Raw genomic sequence first — 15,342 nt, forward strand, 5'->3', positions numbered from 1 at the left:
GAGCCGGTGTTCAGGACGAGGGCTGAAGGGCTGCGGTGCTTCCGGTGAGGAGCGGCGCGGCCGTGGCGGCGCGGACGTCGTCCTCGGTGACGCCCGGCGCGGTCTCGGCGAGCCGCAGGCCGTCCGGAGTGACGTCGAGAACGGCCAGGTCGGTGATGACGCGGTGCACGCAGGCGCGGCCGGTGAGCGGCAGCGCGCACTCCTCAACGATCTTGGGCGTGCCGTCCTTGGCGGTGTGCTCGGTGAGGACGATGACGCGGCGGGCGCCGTGGACGAGGTCCATGGCGCCGCCCATGCCCTTGACCATCCTGCCGGGGATCATCCAGTTGGCCAGGTCCCCGCGGGCGGAGACCTGCATGGCGCCGAGCACGGCGACGTCGAGGTGCCCGCCGCGGATCATGCCGAACGACAGCGCGGAGTCGAAGAACGCGGCGCCGGGGAGCGCCGTGACGGTCTCCTTGCCCGCGTTGATCAGGTCCGGGTCGATCCCGTCCTCTCGGGGGTACGGGCCCGTGCCGAGGATGCCGTTCTCTGAGTGCAGCACGACGTGCACGCCGGGCGGGATGTGGTTGGGGACGAGCGTCGGCAGGCCGATGCCCAGGTTGACGTAGGTTCCGTCGGCCAGCTCGGCGGCGGCGCGGGCCGCCATCTCGTCGCGGTTCCAGGGCATCAGGCCGACACCGTCCTCTTCTCGATGGGCTTGTCGGCGGCCTCGGCGGGGCTGAGGGCGACCACCCGCTGGACGAACACGCCGGGCAGGTGGATCTGGTCGGGGTCCAGGTCGCCCGGCTCGACGAGTTCCTCGACCTCGGCGACGGTGACGCGGCCGGCCATCGCGGCGAGCGGGTTGAAGTTCGCCGCAGAACGGTGGAAGACCAGGTTGCCGTGCCGGTCGCCGCGCGCGGCGTGCACGAGGGCGAAGTCGCACGTGATGGCGTTCTCCAGGACGTACTCGCGGCCGTCGATCACGCGCGTCTCCCTGGCGGGCGAGGCCGCCGCCACCGTCCCGTCCGCCGCGTGGCGCCAGGGCAGCCCGCCGTCGGCGATCTGCGTGCCGACGCCCGCGGGCGTGTAGAAGGCGGGAATCCCCGCGCCGCCCGCGCGCAGCCGTTCGGCCAGGGTGCCCTGCGGGATCAGCTCGACCTCCAGCTCACCGGCGAGGTACTGCCGCGCGAACTCCTTGTTCTCCCCCACGTACGACGCCGTGACGCGGGCGACCCGGCCGGCCTCCAGGAGGACGCCGAGGCCGCGGCCGTCCACGCCGCAGTTGTTGGACGCGAGCCGCAGCCCGGCCGGGCCCGCGTCGTACAGGGCCCTGATCAGGGTCTCCGGGACGCCGCAGAGGCCGAAGCCCCCGACGGCGAGGGACGCGCCGTCCCCGATGTCCGCCACCGCGAGGGCGGCGGAAGCGATCACTTTGTCCATGGGTCCTCAGGCGGTGGTGTGCGCGCCGGTCATCAGTCCGGCGAGGTCGTCGGGCTTGATGAAGGAGGGCGGGGGCGGCGGGCCCCAGTTGAACAGGCCCTTCGCGCCCTCGAACACCTCGGGCGTCCAGGGGCGGTCGTCGGGGATGGAGTCCATGTCGGAGTAGTACTCGCTGAAGTTGCCCGCCGGGTCCTTGAGGTACCAGAAGAAGTTGGACCCGGCGTGGTGGCGGCCGAGGCCCCAGACGTGCCGTTCGGGATGGTCCTCCAGCATGGCCGTCGCGCCGCGTCCGATGTCGTCCACGTCGTCCACCTGCCAGGAGGTGTGGTGCAGGAACGCGACGGGCGCCGTCAGGACGAGGATGTTGTGGTGGTCGGTCGAGCAGCGCAGGAACGCCCCGGCGTCGCCCATCAGATCGCTGGTCCGGAAGCCGAGGCCGTCGCGGAAGAAGCCCATCGTGATGGCGAGGTCGGTGGTGCCGAGGACGGCGTGGCCGAGCTTGCGCGGACGGACCGGGTCGGTGCGCAGGATGCCGGGCGCGCGCACTCCGGGCCGTTCGACCCGGCCCGGCCCGTTGTACGGGGTGGGCGGCACCGGAGGCTGGACGAGGCGCGGCTCCACCTGGAGCACCGCGCGGACGCCCGTGGCGATCTCCACTGCCGTCAGGGACGCGCCCGGCGACACGGACGCGTCGATGCCGAAGCGGCTCAGCCGGTACGCCGCGGCGGTGAGGTCGTCGGGATCGTCCACGCCGATCCGCACCTCGACCAGCCGCCGGGTGGGCGCGTGGACGATCCGGAGCTGGCGCCCGCCGTCCCGGGTGGCGAACCAGCCGTCGCCGTCGGGCGCGAGGCCGAACTCGGTGTAGTAGGACGCGGTCGCGGCGGGGTCGGGGACGCCCATCGTGACCGATGACAGTCGGTGCAGAGCCATGGTGACCGCTCCGTTCGTCAGGCGGTGAAGGTCTGGCGGAGTTCGCCGATGCCCTCGACGTGGCTGACCAGCACGTCTCCGGGCGCGAGGAAGCGCTGGGGGTCGCGGCCCTGCCCGACCCCGGCGGGCGTCCCGGTGAAGATCACGTCTCCGGGGAGCAGCGGCAGGACGGCCGACAGCTTGGCGATCAGTGCGGGCACGGGGAAGATCAGGTCGCGGGTGCGGCCCTTCTGCACCTCCTCGCCGTTGATCGCGCAGCCGAGCTCCAGGTCGTCGGGGTCGGCGAGCTCGTCCGGCGTCACCAGCCAGGGGCCGACGGGCGCGAAGCCGGGGAACGACTTGCCCAGGCTGAACTGCGGCGCGGGCCCGTCGAGCTGGGTGATCCGTTCGGACAGGTCCTGCCCGACGGCGAGCCCGGCGACGTGCGACCACGCGTCGGCCTCGGCCACCCGGTACCCGCCCGTCCCGATGACGGCGACGAGCTCGACCTCCCAGTCGGTGTGGCCGCCCTCGGGCAGGCGGACGGTGGTGACCGGGCCGCTGATGCTGCTGACGTACTTGGTGAACACCGGCGGCGTGCGGTCCGGGACCTCGAAGCCCGACTCCCCCGCGTGCGCGCGGTAGTTCAGGCCGATGGCGAGCACCTGGCGCGGGGCGGGCGCGGGCGAGCCCAGCTCCGCGGGGTCGAACGCGACGCCGTTCGGGAGGTCGGCGTCCGCGGCCCACTCGGCGAACTCGGCCCAGCGTTCGTAGATCCGCTGGGGCTCGGAGGCGAAGCGTCCGGCACTGGCCCGTTCGACGTCGACCGCGGTCCCGTCGGGGCGGACCAGGACGAGGCGGCCGGAGAGATTGGCGATGCGCATGTCAGTAACCTATCAGCTTGCGAATGTGAGTCATAGATTCGAAAGTTAACAAACGAGATGCCCGAGGAAGAATTCCGCGACGGAGGCGACGATCTCGTGGGCGTCGAAGGCGGGGTCCTCATGGTTGGCGCCGTCCAGGAGGACGACTCGGGCGGTGGCCCCGGCCTGCCGCGCCGCCTCCGCCAGCCAGCGGCTCTGCTGCGCAGACACGATCGCGTCCCCCGTCCCGTGCAGGAGGAACAGCGGCGGGCACCCCCGCCCGACGTGGTGGACGGGGCTCAGGGCGCGCAGATGCTCCTCGCCGAGGTCGGCTTCCGCAACGCCCGCGAGCAGCGCGTGACGCAACCGCGCGCTCGGCGGAACGGGCAGGCCCGCAGGCCAGACCGCCGCGCGTATCTCCTCGGGAACGGGCAGCGCGGGATTCGGCACCGCCTCGGCGGAACGAGCCGTGACGTCGTACGCGCCGAAGTAGCCCGCCATCGCCTGCACCGCGCCGTCCTCGCAGCCGTCGCCGTGGCCGTAGTCGCCGCCGGGGTCGTCACCGGCGGAGGCCACGGCCAGGTGGGCGGCGAGCTGGGCTCCGGCGGACGCGCCCCAGACCCCGACCCGTCCGGCCGCGAGCCCGTGCGCCGGACCCTCGCGGCGCAGCCAGCGGACCGCGGTCCGGACGTCGTGGAGCTGGGCGGGGAAGGGCGCGACGTGGGCGAACCGGTAGTCGGCGCTGGCGACGGCGACCCCGTGCTCGGCGAGCCGGACGAGCCGTTCGGCATGGTCCCCGCGGGCACCGGTCAGCCAGCCGCCGCCGTGCAGGTAGAGCACGACGGGCGGCGCACCGGGCCCGCCGCCCGGCTCGGACCCGCCGCCTGGCTCGGGTCCGTCGCCCGGCGCGGGCGCGGGCTCGGGGATGTAGAGATCGAGGAAGAGGTCCGTCCCCTGGGGAGAGGCGTAGCGCAGCCCCTCCTTCACGCGGACGGCATGGCGCCGGCTCATCGGACGGACCGACCGGTTTTCGAAAGCATGGAGGTTATTCGCAGACTGCTAGGTTGGGGGCCATGGCCAAGCGAGAGGGCGGGACGACCCGCGCCGGAGAGGTCTACGGGCGGCTGCGCGGCGACATCCTGGGCGGACGCCTGGCGCCCGGCCAGCGGCTGAAGTTCCCCGAGCTGTGCGAACGGTACGGATGCAGCGTCGGAGGCGCGCGCGAGGCGCTGACCAGGCTCGTCAGCGAAGGGTTCGTGACGACCCAGTCGCACCATGGGTTCATGGTCGTTCCGCTGTCGCACGAGGACCTCGCCGACCTCACCGACGCGCGGGTCGAGATCGAGTCGCTGGTGTTCCGGCTGTCGGTGCGCGACGGCGACATGGCGTGGGAGTCGCGCGCCGTGGCCGCCCACCACGTCCTGGACCGCACGCCGTTCTTCGGCCCGGACGACACCGACCGGCCCTCCGACGACTGGGCGGCCGCGCACGCCGCGTTCCACCTGGCGCTGCTCGAAGGCTGCCGCAACCGCAGGCTGCTGGCGACCGCGCGCGCCATGCGCGAGGAGGCCGAGCTGTACCGGCAGTGGTCGGTGTCGTTCGGCCAGGAACCCGACCGCGACATCGCGGGCGAGCACCGGGCCCTGCTGGACGCGGCGATCGCACGCGACGGCGACCTGGCCGCCGAACGGCTCCGCGAGCACATCGCGCACACCGCCGGGCTGCTGATCCGCAACGCCACCGACGCCCCGGTGGCCTGACCGCACGCGCATCCGCGCCTGGGCGCGCACCCGCGCCTGCGGCCGTGCGCCGCTCCGCGGCGTCACCGGCGGCCCGCCTCGATGGCCGCCAGGACCCGCCGCTGCGAGACCCGCGCGAGGTCGCGCACCCGGTCGACGTCGAGGCCCACCAGCTTCCCGTCCCGCTTGAGGATCCGGCCGCCGACCAGGACGGTGTCGACGTTGCCGGGATGGGCGGCGAGGACGAGCGCGCCCGCCGGGTCCGACACCGGCGCCAGGTTGAGGTCGGAGCCGCGGACGAGGATCAGGTCGGCCTGCTTGCCCGGAGTGAGCGAGCCGGTCCGGCGGTCGAGCCCCGCCGCCCGCGCGCCGGCGAGCGTCGCGAACTCCAGCACGTCGCGCGTCCCGAGCGGCGCCGGAGCGGGCGTGCGGGAGTGGCCGCCGCCCGTCCACGAGCGGTGGTAGGCCAGCAGCACCCGCATCTGCGTGAACATGTCGCCCGCGCACTTGGTCTCGGTGTCGCCGCTCAGGCTCGGCCGGACGCCCGCCGCGAGCAGCCGGTCGAGCGGGACGTCCCCCATGCCCGGCGAGTTCAGCTCGCACTGGACGCCGAGCGACACGCTCGCCCCCGCCTCGCCGATCATCTCGATCTCGTCGTCGTGGCTCTGGCAGCAGTGCACGAACGTCATGTCCGCGCCGAGCACGCCCGCGTCCCGCATCTGCGCGACGGCCCGGTGGTGGGCGTTGTGCGCGTACGCGCCGACGTGGACGGTCGTGCGGATGCCGAGCTCGCGCGCGAGGCGCAGGTCGCCGAGCCACACGTCCCGCCGCGCCATCTCGGGGCCGCGCGCCGCCATCGCCAGGGTGAGGAGCTGGTCGTCGGAGGCGAAGTAGCGCTCGCGCAGGCGGCGGATGTCCTCGGGGTGGCCGAGCGCGCTGTCGCGGGTCCACTCCGGCGCGAGCGGCCAGCCGTGGGCGAAGACCCCGCGGATGCCGGAGTCGGCCAGCGCCGCGATCGCGGCGTCGGAGTGCTCCGGCGTGTTCTGGACGTGCGACCAGTCGACCAGCGTGGTGACGCCGGAGTCGACCGCCGACACCGCGCCGAGCAGGTTGCCCGCGTACACGTCGTCCGGCCGGTATCCCGCGCCGACCGGGCCGAGCATCTCGGCGAAGTACTGGAGCGGGTCGGTGTCGGCGTAGAAGTGGCGGACGGCCGTCTGCCACGTGTGCCGGTGGGTGTCCACGAACCCCGGCATCACGATCATGGACGTGGCGTCCACGACCCGGGTCCCGGAGGCGTCGCCGCCGAGGTCGATGGCGGGCGCGATCGCGCGGATCACGCCGTCCTCCACCAGGACGTCGCCCTGCGGCAGGTCGCCGACCGCCGGGTCCAGGCTGAGGACGTGGCCGCCGCGCACGAGGATCCGCTCGCTCATCGCCGTCCCCGATCCACCGCTCGACCTGGGCGGACGCCGCCTTCGGATCGGGATCGCCCTCGTCCGCCCACGCCACGTACGCGTCGGGACGGATCAGCAGGCTGCGCACCGCCCGCAGCTCCGGCCCGGTCATGACCGGCACGCCGCTGACGGCGCGGACCGGCGGCGCGCCGGTCTCCAGGCCCGCGTAGGCGCCGTCGCCGGTGCAGTCGATCAGCAGGAACCGCTGGTCGCGCAGCAGCTCCCCGACCCGCCGGACGCCGTCCGGCGTGACCAGTTCGAGGTCGGGTGCGCGCCGCCCGGTCAGCGGGTGGGCGCCGGGCTCGGCCGGGTAGCCGACCGTCAGGCCGTTCAGCTCCAGCGCGATGCGGCGGTTGACGTCCGGCATCGGCAGCAGGTGCGTCTGGAACATCCGCTTGAACGCCACGCCCTCGCGGGTGAAGTCGAACTGCACCGCGCACTGGGACTCCACACTGCGCAGCAGTTCCTCGGCGACCGGACGGCGCTCCTGCTCGTAGGTGTCGAGCAGGTCCTCGCCGGCGTGCCCGTTCACGACCGCCGCGAGCTTCCAGCCCAGGTTGAACGCGTCCTGGATGCAGAAGTTCATCCCGACGCCGCTCGACGGGTAGTGGATGCGGGCCGACTCGCCGACCAGCAGGATCCGCCGGTCCCGGAACGCGGTGGCCAGCCGGAGCGCGTCGGTGAACCGGGACGCCCACCGCAGCCCGTCGCACGGCACGTCCCGTTCCAGGACGTCGCGCAGGCAGCCGAGCACCTCCGCCTCGGTCACCGGCTCGTCCTGCGGGGCGCGGCGCCGCTCGGCGTGCACGATGTTGAACCGCGTCACCGGCGTGCCGTCCTCGTCGTGGCCGAAGGGGAACGAGGTGACCCAGCCGTGCTCGTTGTCGGTCATCAGCCGCCCGTCCGCGCCCAGGCCGCCGGTGCGCAGGTCGGCGACGATCCCGGTGAACGTCGCGCCGTGCCCCTCGAACCCGATCCCCGCCTCGCGCCGCACCAGGCTGCGCCCGCCGTCCGCGCCGACCGCGTAGCGGGCGCGCAGCTCGGTGCGTCCCGTGCCGTCCGCGACGGTGACGCGCACGCCGGCGCCGTCCTGGACGACCCGTTCCACCAGCGCGCCCCGCCGGACGTCCACGCCCAGCTCGCGGGCGTACTCCAGCAGCAGCTCCTCCGTCATGTTCTGCGGCATGATCAGGCGGAACCCGAACCGGGAGTCCAGGTGGTGCCAGTGCACCGGCTTCATCCCGGCCCAGATGTGCACGGGAATCAACGGGTTGTCCTTGATCGTCCGCGCGCGTTCGAGGAAGCGGCCGGCGATCCCGCGCGCGTCGAACAGCTCCAGCACGCGCGGCAGGACGGTCCCGGCCCGCGACTCCACCGGCGCGGTGCGGCGCTCCAGCACGGCGACCCGCACGCCGGCGAGGGCCAGCTCGCTCGCCACGGTCAGCCCGGAGGGGCCTCCCCCGACGACGATCACGTCATGGACGTCGGTCATGTTCAGACTCCTGTCTGGTTCAGCGGCCGGGACGGCGGCCCGGCCGGGTGCTCGCGGGTCCTGCCCGGGCCGGTTCCGGTGAGCCGGGCGCGGTCGCCTCCCGGGTCCACGCACAGCGCGGCGCAGACGCCGCCCGCGACGACGATCAGGCCGGTGATCGTGAAGCCCCGGCCGTAGCCGGTCGCGGCGTCGGGCGCGGCGTCCAGGATCAGGCCCATCGCGTACGGGCCGCCGACGCTGCCGAGGGAGTACAGGCCGTTCAGCGTGCCCATCACCGCGCCCCGCCGGCCGGGCGGGCAGATCCGCCCGACGGCGTTGAACGCCGAGGTCATCGCCACCATCGGCAGCCCGGCGGCCAGGCTCACCCCGCACAGCAGCGCCGCGCCGGTGCCGAGGTGCGGTACGAGCAGCGCGCACAGGCCGCCCGCCGCGACCGTCGCGCCGGTGAGGACGCCGAGCGGCAGCCGGTCGGGGACGCCCCGGTTCAGCAGCCGCCCGGACGCGGCGCCGAGGGCGAGGATCGCGGCGATGCTGACGAGGTTCGGCGGGATGATCATGTTGCCGGCCGCCTGCGCGTCGTACCCGACGACCTTCACGAAGTACGGGACCAGCCACGCCAGCACGACCGCCAGGCACCACGCGGCGGCGAACGTCATCGCGACCGCCCCGGCGAACGTGCGGCTGAGCAGGATCCGCCGGTACGTGGCCCCCTCCCCCGCGGCGACGGGCACGCCCTCCGCGGACGCGGCCTCCGTGACGGGAGCGGGGACGCGTTCCGGGACGGGCTCGGCGGGGCGGTCCTTCCCGAAGACCGCGTACAGCACCGCCCAGCAGGCGCTCAGCAGGGCGGTGGTGAGGAACCCCCACCGCCAGCCGTGCTCGACGATCACCCAGGTGAGGACGGGCGCCGAGGTCAGCGCCCCGATGCCGGACGCGATCTGGGTGAGCGCGGTCGGCAGGCTGCGGCGCTCGGGCGGGAACCAGCCGTGCACCGTGTGGACGGCCAGCGGGTTGGCCGGCCCCTCGGCCGCGCCGATCATCACCCGGCTCGCGAACAGGCCCGCCACCGTTCCGGCGAGCAGCACCGAGCCCTGCGCGACGGCCCACAGCAGCGCCAGCACGACGAAGACCCACCTGCTGCGGACCCGGTCGGTCATCAGCCCGACCAGCACGGCGGCCACGCTGAACAGCAGGTAGAAACTGCTGCTCGCGGCGCCGTACGCCGCGTTGCTCAGCCCCAGCTCCTTCATGATCGGGACGGCCGCGAGCCCGAGGACGGCCTTGTCCCAGAACGTCAGCGCCATGGCGGCCATGAGCAGGACGGTCATGAGCCACGCGCGGCCCGCGCCATGAGGTCTGTCCACGGTGCTCTCCCGTCTTCGCAGGTCCGAGGGGGTTCGGGTGTCCCAGCATCGTTACGGAGACAGATTCAACACGTCAACAATGTTTCGAAAGTTTTTCTGAGAGTCGTAAACTGCTACGGTGCTCGCATGGTCCGGGACGAAGACGGCTCGACGCGTGCCCGCGAGGTGTACGCCCGGCTGCGCGCCGACATCTTCGGCGGCCGGCTCGCTCCGGGCCGCCGCCTCAAGTTCGGCGAGCTGCGCGAGCGCTACGCCGCCAGCGCCGGAGCGATCCGCGAGGCGCTGGTCGCCCTGACCTCCGAGGGGCTGGTCGTCTCCCGCCCGCACCAGGGCTTCCACGTCGTCCCGCTCTCGCACCGCGACCTGGCCGAGCTCGTCGAGGCCCGCCTGGTGGTCGAGACGCGCGCGCTGTGGCTGTCGGTCCGCGACGGCGACACCGCATGGGAGGCCGGCGTGGTCGCGGCGTTCCACGTGCTCGAACGCACCCCTCTGCTGGACGCCGCCGACCGTCCGGGCGGCGAGCCAGGCCACCCGTCCGACGCGTGGAACGCCGCGCACGCCGCGTTCCACCACGCGCTGATCGCGGGCTGCGGCAACCGGCGCCTCGTCGCGGTCGCCCGCGCCCACCGCGAGGAGGCCGAGCTCTACCGGCAGTGGTCGGTCTCGCTCGGCCGCCGCTCCCCCGAGACCGCCGCGTCCGACCACCGCGCGCTGATGGAGCCCGCGCTCGCCCGCGACCCCGACCTCGCCGCCGAACGGCTCGCCGCCCACATCACGCTCACGGCCCGGTTGCTCATCCGCTGCGCCACCGACGCACCCGCCGCCCCGCCCGAAGCCGCGCCCGAAGCCGCGCCCGCCGGACGCCCGCGCGTCCCCGCTCCCGCCCCACCGCCGAGGACACCGTGACCGCACCACGCCTGCCCAAGCTCACCCCGGCCGACCTGGACGAGGACCAGCTCGCCCTCTACCACCGCATCGTCTCCGGGCCCCGCGCCGGCGGGCCGCAGCACTTCGCCCTCCAGGACCGCGACGGCGCCCTCAACGGCCCGTTCGGCGTCATGCTGCACGGCCCCGCGCTCGGCGACCCGCTCCAGGAGCTCGGGGCCGCGATCCGCTACCGCACGACCCTCAGCGACCGCGTCCGCGAGATCGCGGTCCTCACGGTCGCCACCGCCACCGGCAGCGCGTTCGAACGGCACGCGCACGAGCCGATCGCACGCGCCGCCGGGCTGACCGACGCCGAACTGGCGGGCCTGCGCGACGGCACGTTCACCGGCGGCGACCCGGCCGAAGCCATGGCCCACGCGTTGTGCGCCCGCCTGCTGGACGGCGACGACGCCCTGACGGACGCCGAGTACCGCGAGGCCGCCGCCGCGCTCGGACGCGAAGGCGTCCTGGAGCTGGTCGTCCTCGCCGGCTACTACCGGACCCTCGCGCAGATGATGAACGTGTTCGGCATCTCCGAGGTGTAGCCAGGCGGGGGGCGAGGGGGAAGCGGGCACGTAGCCGGATACACCGCCTGGCCTGCCGGTCGAGCGCGCCGCCCGTCCGTACTTTTGACGGCGGAACGGCAGAGGGCGGCGCGTCCACGCGATGGCCCCGCCCCCGAACGAGAGGAACCGGTGTGCGCTTCCGGCGGCTGGCGACGATGACCATGGCGACCACGGCACTCTGCGGGCTCGCCCCCACGTTCGGCCCCGCGTTCGTCCCCGCGGCCCGCGCCTCGTCCACCCCGCTTCAGCGGGAGCTGGACGGGGCGGTGCGCGACACCGGGATGCCGGGCGCGATCATGACCAGGGCCGGGCGCGCGGAGGTGACGGTGCGCAGCGGCGTCGGGGACGTGCGGACCGGCCGCCCGGTCCCCCGGCACGCGATGGTGCGCGTCGGCTCGACGACCAAGGCGTTCGTCGCGACCGTCGTTCTCCAACTGGTCGGCGAGGGGCGGGTCGCACTGGACGCGCCGGTCGAGACGTACCTGCCCGGCGTGGTCCGCGGGCGCGGCGGCGACGGGCGGACGATCACCGTCCGGCAGCTGCTCCAGCACACCAGCGGCCTGCCCGACCCCGGGACGCTGCTGCCGAGCGGGCGCGCGTGGGCGGAACGCAGGTTCCGGCACCGCGACCGCGGCGAGCTGATCCGGTACGCGCTGTCGCTGGAGCCCACCACGGCGCGCTGGTCGTACACCAACACCGGCTACCTGCTGCTCGGCGAGCTGATCGAGAAGGTCACGAAGGCGCGGAGCTGGCGCGACGAGGTCGCCCGCCGGATCGTCCGGCCGCTCGGGCTGCGGCACACCTACTCGCCGGAGCCGTCGGAGTACCGCATCCGGGGCCCGCACCCGCGCGGGTACCTGAGGGCGCCCGGCCTGATCGACGTGACCGAGCAGGACACCGGCTACCTCGACGCGGCCGGGGACATGGTGTCCACGCCCGCCGAGATCGACCGGTTCTTCGGCGCCCTGCTGCGGGACGGCTGCTGCGTCCCGCCGTGCTGGCCGAGATGCGCCGGACGGTCCCCGCGAGCGGCGCCGTGGACGAGTACGGGCTCGGCCTGGAGGTCAACCGCCTGTCCTGCGGCGATCTCGTCGGCCATGCGGGTCAGATGCACGGCTACTCGATGCTCGCGGGCGTTCTCGACCGGGGCCGGGCACGGGGGCGGGCGCGCCTCGGTGCGGCCGTCGCGCTGTCGGTCACCGCCGAGCCCGCCGACATGGACGATTTCCGGCGCATCCTGAAGGTCGCCGACACCGCGCTGTGCGCGCGTCCTTGATCCTAAGGCTCGGGATGTATCGCGGGCATATCGAAAACCGCATACGCCGTCGCAACAGTCTTCCGCCTTGACTGGAGGGACGGACCGCAGCGCGTCAACGGCCGCGGTTCGCCGATCAGGAGAGGACTGGGTGCATGGGCTCGGATTCGGTGAGTGGCGTCGAGCGGCGGCGGCTGCTGGGGTGGGGCGGCGGGTTGGCCGCCGCCGGCGTGGTGGCGGCCGGCGGGTCGCTGGCGGGCGCCCGGCCCGGCCACGCCGCCTCGGCCCCGAGGCGCTCCGACATCCCGCCGGACACCAAGCCCGGCGGGGCGTACGACCGGTACGTGGCGAAGCTGGCCGCCGAGGGCAAGTTCTCCGGCGTGGTGATGCTGTCGTACCGGGGCCGGACGGTGCTGTCGCGCAGCTACGGCATGGCCGACAAGGAGAAGAAGGTCCCCAACGGCGAGAACATCGCCTTCAGCCTCAGCTCGGCGGGCAAGCCGTTCCACGCGGTGGCCATCCTGCAACTGGCGCAGGAGGGCAAACTACAGCTCTCGGACACGGTGGGCGCCCACCTGAAGGGCTACGCCAAGGAGATCGCCGAGAAGGTGACCATCCACCACATGCTCACCGGCACCTCCGGGATGAAGACCCCGGATGAGGACGTGCGGCGCGTCTTCCAGAGCCAGAAGGAAGTGCACGAGTTCTACGAGCAGTGGGCCCGGCAGGCGACGCCGGAGGCCCCTCCCGGAACGCCCAGCAGCCACTCCGGCGCCGAGGTCGCCATCCCCGCGCAGATCATCGAGGCCGTGACGGGCATGACGTACTGGGACTACGTCCAGGAGAACATCTTCAAGCGCTGCGGCATGACCGGCTCGGGGTTCTACACCCGGCCGCAGTGGCTCAGCGACGAACACATCGCGCACCCGTACATGGCACTGGCCGACGGCAGCCACGTGGACGCGGTCCGCAACCTGGACAAGGGCAGCCCGGACCCGTACGTCCTGGGCAAGAACCCGGGGCGCGCCTTCATCGACGCGCCCGGGGACGGCGGTTTCGCCACCGCGCCGGATCTGGTGCGGTTCGCGCGTGCGCTGGGCGACGGTACGTTGCTGGACAGGCACTACGCCGAGCTGTTCACCGGGCCCAAGATCCCCCTCGCTCCCGAGGGAGGAGGCGGCCTGGCCCGCCGGGCGAGCGCCCGCCGGACGGCCTCGCGCCGGACGGTTCCCGCCGACGCGTCGTTCGGGGCGTACCAGATGCCGATCAGCCTCATCGGCGGCCAGTGGCTGTGGAGCCGCGCTGGCGCCAACCCCGGAGTCGGCGCCAACTGGAGCATCTATCCCGACACCGGCTGGGTCGGCGCCATCCTCGTCAACGCCGACGGCGCGCCGCTGTGGGAGATCGTCGAGCAGGAGACCCGGGCCGTCACGGGCCGGCGCTGACGAACGGCGACCGGCAACCCGGCGCGCACAGGTTTCCTGTCGTGGGCGCGTGCGCGGTCGAGTGCTGTGAGCCTGAGTTCCAGGAGATCAGAAGGATTCTGTGAGGTGGTAGAAGCAGTGACCAGCAGCGAGCGAGGACAGACGTTGGCACCGGTTGACACGGCGGAGGCCGAAAGGGCCGACGCCGGGGGCACCGAGACCGGCTCCGGTACGCGGCGCGCGGGCATCCACCGGGCGGTCCGGTCCTGCTCCGGGCCGGGGGCCTGGAAGCGCGGCCTGGTGCTCGCCGCGCTGGCGCTGCTGCTGGGCCTGTTCATGCTGCTGCACTCGTACGTCCCGAACCGGATCGGGAACCTCGGCAGCCTGGTGGAGACGTTCCTGCCCTGGTTCGGCGTGGGCGTTCCGGTGCTGCTGGTCGGGGCGCTGTGGCGCCGCTCCGCGTCCGCGGCGGTGGCGCTGCTGCTGCCGGTCGCGGTGTGGCTGGGCCTGTTCGGCGGGCTGCTCACCGACAAGTCGGGCGGGGGCGGCGACCTCACGGTGGCCAGCCACAACGTCGGCGCCGACAACCCCGATCCGGCCGGCACCGCCCGCGACCTGATCGCCTCCAAGGCGGACGTGCTCGCGCTGGAGGAGCTGACCCCGCAGGCCCGCGGCACGTACGAGAAGGAACTGGCGAAGGCGTACCCGCACCACACGGTGCAGGGCACGGTCGGGCTGTGGAGCAAGCTGCCGCTGTCGGACAGCAAGCCGGTCGACACCAAGATGGACTACGGGCCGCTGGCGGCCACCAAGTCGGCCGAGGCCACGTTGCCCTACACCCGGGCGCTGCGCACGACGGTGGCCACGAAGCACGGGCCGCTCGCGGTGTACGTGGCCCACCTGGGCTCCGCACGGGTCAATCCCAGAGGGGGCTTCACGACGGGCCACCGGGACAGGAACGCGCAGGCGCTCGGCGAGGCCGTCGCCGCCGAGCAGAACAAGCGGGTGGTGGTGCTCGGCGACCTGAACGGCACCATGGACGACCGCGCGTTCGCCGGCCTCATGTCACGGCTCCGCTCGGCGCAGGAGGCGGCCGGTGCCGGCTTCGGCTTCACCTGGCCGGCGTCCTTCCCGATAGCGCGGATCGACCAGATCCTGACCCGCGGCGTGGAGCCGAAGAGTTCGTGGGTACTGCCGGCAACCGGCAGCGACCACCGGCCGGTGGCGGCCGGTATCGGCTGGTGAACGCCGCGCCGCGCGGGGCCCCTGGCCGGGGGGCGTCAGCCTGCCGGTGCCGGGCGCAGGGCGTCCATGACCAGGTCGATCAGCCGTCCGGTCTGCTCGGCGGTGTCGGCGGCGAGGAAGGCCCCCAGCAGCATCACGGTGATGTCATCCGGCTCGACGTCGGCGCGTAGCGTCCCGTGCTCGGCCCCGTCAGCGAGAAGCGTGCCGATGGCGGCGGTGATGCGTTCCCGGGTGGCCGCTCGGACGATCCGCCCTGAGGCCAGGCTCGCGCGGAGAGTGTCGGCCATGCCGCGCTTGGTCGCGATGAAGGCGGCGTAGCGCTCCATCCAGGCCCGGAAGGCCACGTCCGGCGGGAACTTCTGGAGCAGTGCGGGGGCGCTGCCGACCACGTCATCGAGCTCGGCGGCGTACACGGCCTCCACCAGGGCCTCGCGGGTCGGGAAGTGGCGGTACAGCGTGCCGATGCCGACACCGGCTTCCCTGGCGACGCCTTCGAGCGAGACGGCGCCTTCGGCGGCGGCGAACGCGGCGCGCGCGGACTGGAGGAGCTTGTCCCGGTTGCGCAGGGCGTCCGCGCGAGGGGCGCGCTCCTGCTCGCCGGGTTCGCCGCGTGCGGGTCTCGGGCTTCGGGACGGCAAAGCGGAGGGCCCTCCGGTAAAAGTGCTACAGTCGG

14 protein-coding genes and 1 pseudogene are annotated in these 15,342 nt (G+C 73.7%); 6 read left to right on the forward strand and 9 right to left on the reverse strand.

Going from position 1 to position 15,342, the window contains the following annotated elements:
* Positions 1-10: 10 nt before the first annotated feature.
* From GEV43_RS42230 to GEV43_RS42250, 5 genes are read right to left on the reverse strand one after another with little or no spacing between them, the layout of a single operon-like run.
* The gene (locus GEV43_RS42230; RefSeq protein WP_160826293.1) at positions 11-670 is read right to left on the reverse strand and encodes a CoA transferase subunit B; all 660 of its coding nucleotides are present in this window, start codon (positions 668-670) and stop codon (positions 11-13) included.
* Entirely contained in the window at positions 670-1,425 is a 756-nt protein-coding gene (locus GEV43_RS42235; protein ID WP_160826294.1) for a CoA transferase subunit A, read from the reverse strand. The genes GEV43_RS42230 and GEV43_RS42235 overlap by 1 nt, the downstream gene beginning before the upstream one ends.
* Before the next feature lie 6 nt (positions 1,426-1,431).
* The gene (locus GEV43_RS42240; RefSeq protein WP_160826295.1) at positions 1,432-2,358 is read right to left on the reverse strand and encodes a VOC family protein; all 927 of its coding nucleotides are present in this window, start codon (positions 2,356-2,358) and stop codon (positions 1,432-1,434) included.
* Positions 2,359-2,375: 17 nt separating this feature from the next.
* Entirely contained in the window at positions 2,376-3,221 is an 846-nt protein-coding gene (locus GEV43_RS42245; protein ID WP_160826296.1) for a fumarylacetoacetate hydrolase family protein, read from the reverse strand.
* Positions 3,222-3,266: 45 nt separating this feature from the next.
* A complete protein-coding gene (locus GEV43_RS42250) occupies positions 3,267-4,211 on the reverse strand; it encodes an alpha/beta hydrolase (protein WP_160826297.1) in 945 nt (314 codons plus the stop codon).
* 62 nt (positions 4,212-4,273) lie between these two features.
* On the opposite strand from GEV43_RS42250, the gene GEV43_RS42255 reads away from it, so the two are divergent.
* Entirely contained in the window at positions 4,274-4,960 is a 687-nt protein-coding gene (locus GEV43_RS42255; protein WP_160826298.1) for a GntR family transcriptional regulator, read from the forward strand.
* A 62-nt stretch (positions 4,961-5,022) separates the two neighbouring features.
* Here GEV43_RS42255 and GEV43_RS42260 read toward each other — a convergent pair whose 3' ends face one another.
* The 3 genes and pseudogenes from GEV43_RS42260 to GEV43_RS42270 all read right to left on the reverse strand — a co-directional run bounded on the left by GEV43_RS42260 (position 5,023) and on the right by GEV43_RS42270 (position 9,252).
* A complete protein-coding gene (locus tag GEV43_RS42260; protein WP_160826299.1) occupies positions 5,023-6,375 on the reverse strand; it encodes an amidohydrolase family protein in 1,353 nt (450 codons plus the stop codon).
* A gap of 67 nt (positions 6,376-6,442) precedes the next feature.
* A pseudogene (locus tag GEV43_RS56780) lies at positions 6,443-7,888 on the reverse strand (FAD-dependent monooxygenase); the annotation flags it as partial.
* 2 nt (positions 7,889-7,890) lie between these two features.
* Positions 7,891-9,252 (reverse strand): MFS transporter, encoded by a 1,362-nt coding sequence (locus GEV43_RS42270; protein WP_160826300.1) that lies wholly within the window; start codon positions 9,250-9,252, stop codon positions 7,891-7,893.
* 126 nt (positions 9,253-9,378) lie between these two features.
* Here GEV43_RS42270 and GEV43_RS42275 point away from each other — a divergent pair, with 126 nt between their 5' ends.
* From GEV43_RS42275 to GEV43_RS42295, 5 genes are all read left to right on the forward strand, one after another.
* Positions 9,379-10,158, forward strand: coding sequence for a GntR family transcriptional regulator (locus GEV43_RS42275; RefSeq protein ID WP_160826301.1), 780 nt, complete (start codon positions 9,379-9,381; stop codon positions 10,156-10,158).
* A complete protein-coding gene (locus tag GEV43_RS42280; RefSeq protein WP_160826302.1) occupies positions 10,155-10,724 on the forward strand; it encodes a carboxymuconolactone decarboxylase family protein in 570 nt (189 codons plus the stop codon). Before GEV43_RS42275 ends, GEV43_RS42280 begins: the two co-directional genes overlap by 4 nt.
* Positions 10,725-10,876: 152 nt before the next feature.
* Positions 10,877-11,986 carry a serine hydrolase gene (locus GEV43_RS42285; protein WP_160826303.1) on the forward strand — a complete coding sequence of 370 codons (1,110 nt, stop codon included), beginning with the start codon at positions 10,877-10,879 and terminating at the stop codon, positions 11,984-11,986.
* Between the two features lie 169 nt (positions 11,987-12,155).
* Complete coding sequence (locus tag GEV43_RS42290) at positions 12,156-13,445, forward strand: serine hydrolase (RefSeq protein ID WP_160826304.1); 1,290 nt, start codon at positions 12,156-12,158, stop codon at positions 13,443-13,445.
* Positions 13,446-13,670: 225 nt separating this feature from the next.
* On the forward strand, positions 13,671-14,669 hold the full coding sequence (locus GEV43_RS42295) for an endonuclease/exonuclease/phosphatase family protein (RefSeq protein WP_375539155.1): 999 nt from the start codon (positions 13,671-13,673) through the stop codon (positions 14,667-14,669).
* A 35-nt stretch (positions 14,670-14,704) separates the two neighbouring features.
* On the opposite strand, the gene GEV43_RS42300 is transcribed toward GEV43_RS42295, so the two are convergent.
* A complete protein-coding gene (locus GEV43_RS42300) occupies positions 14,705-15,307 on the reverse strand; it encodes a TetR/AcrR family transcriptional regulator (protein ID WP_241684473.1) in 603 nt (200 codons plus the stop codon).
* Positions 15,308-15,342: the final 35 nt, after the last annotated feature.

Source organism: Actinomadura sp. J1-007, assembly GCF_009793335.1.
Taxonomy (GTDB): domain Bacteria; phylum Actinomycetota; class Actinomycetes; order Streptosporangiales; family Streptosporangiaceae; genus Spirillospora; species Spirillospora yumaensis.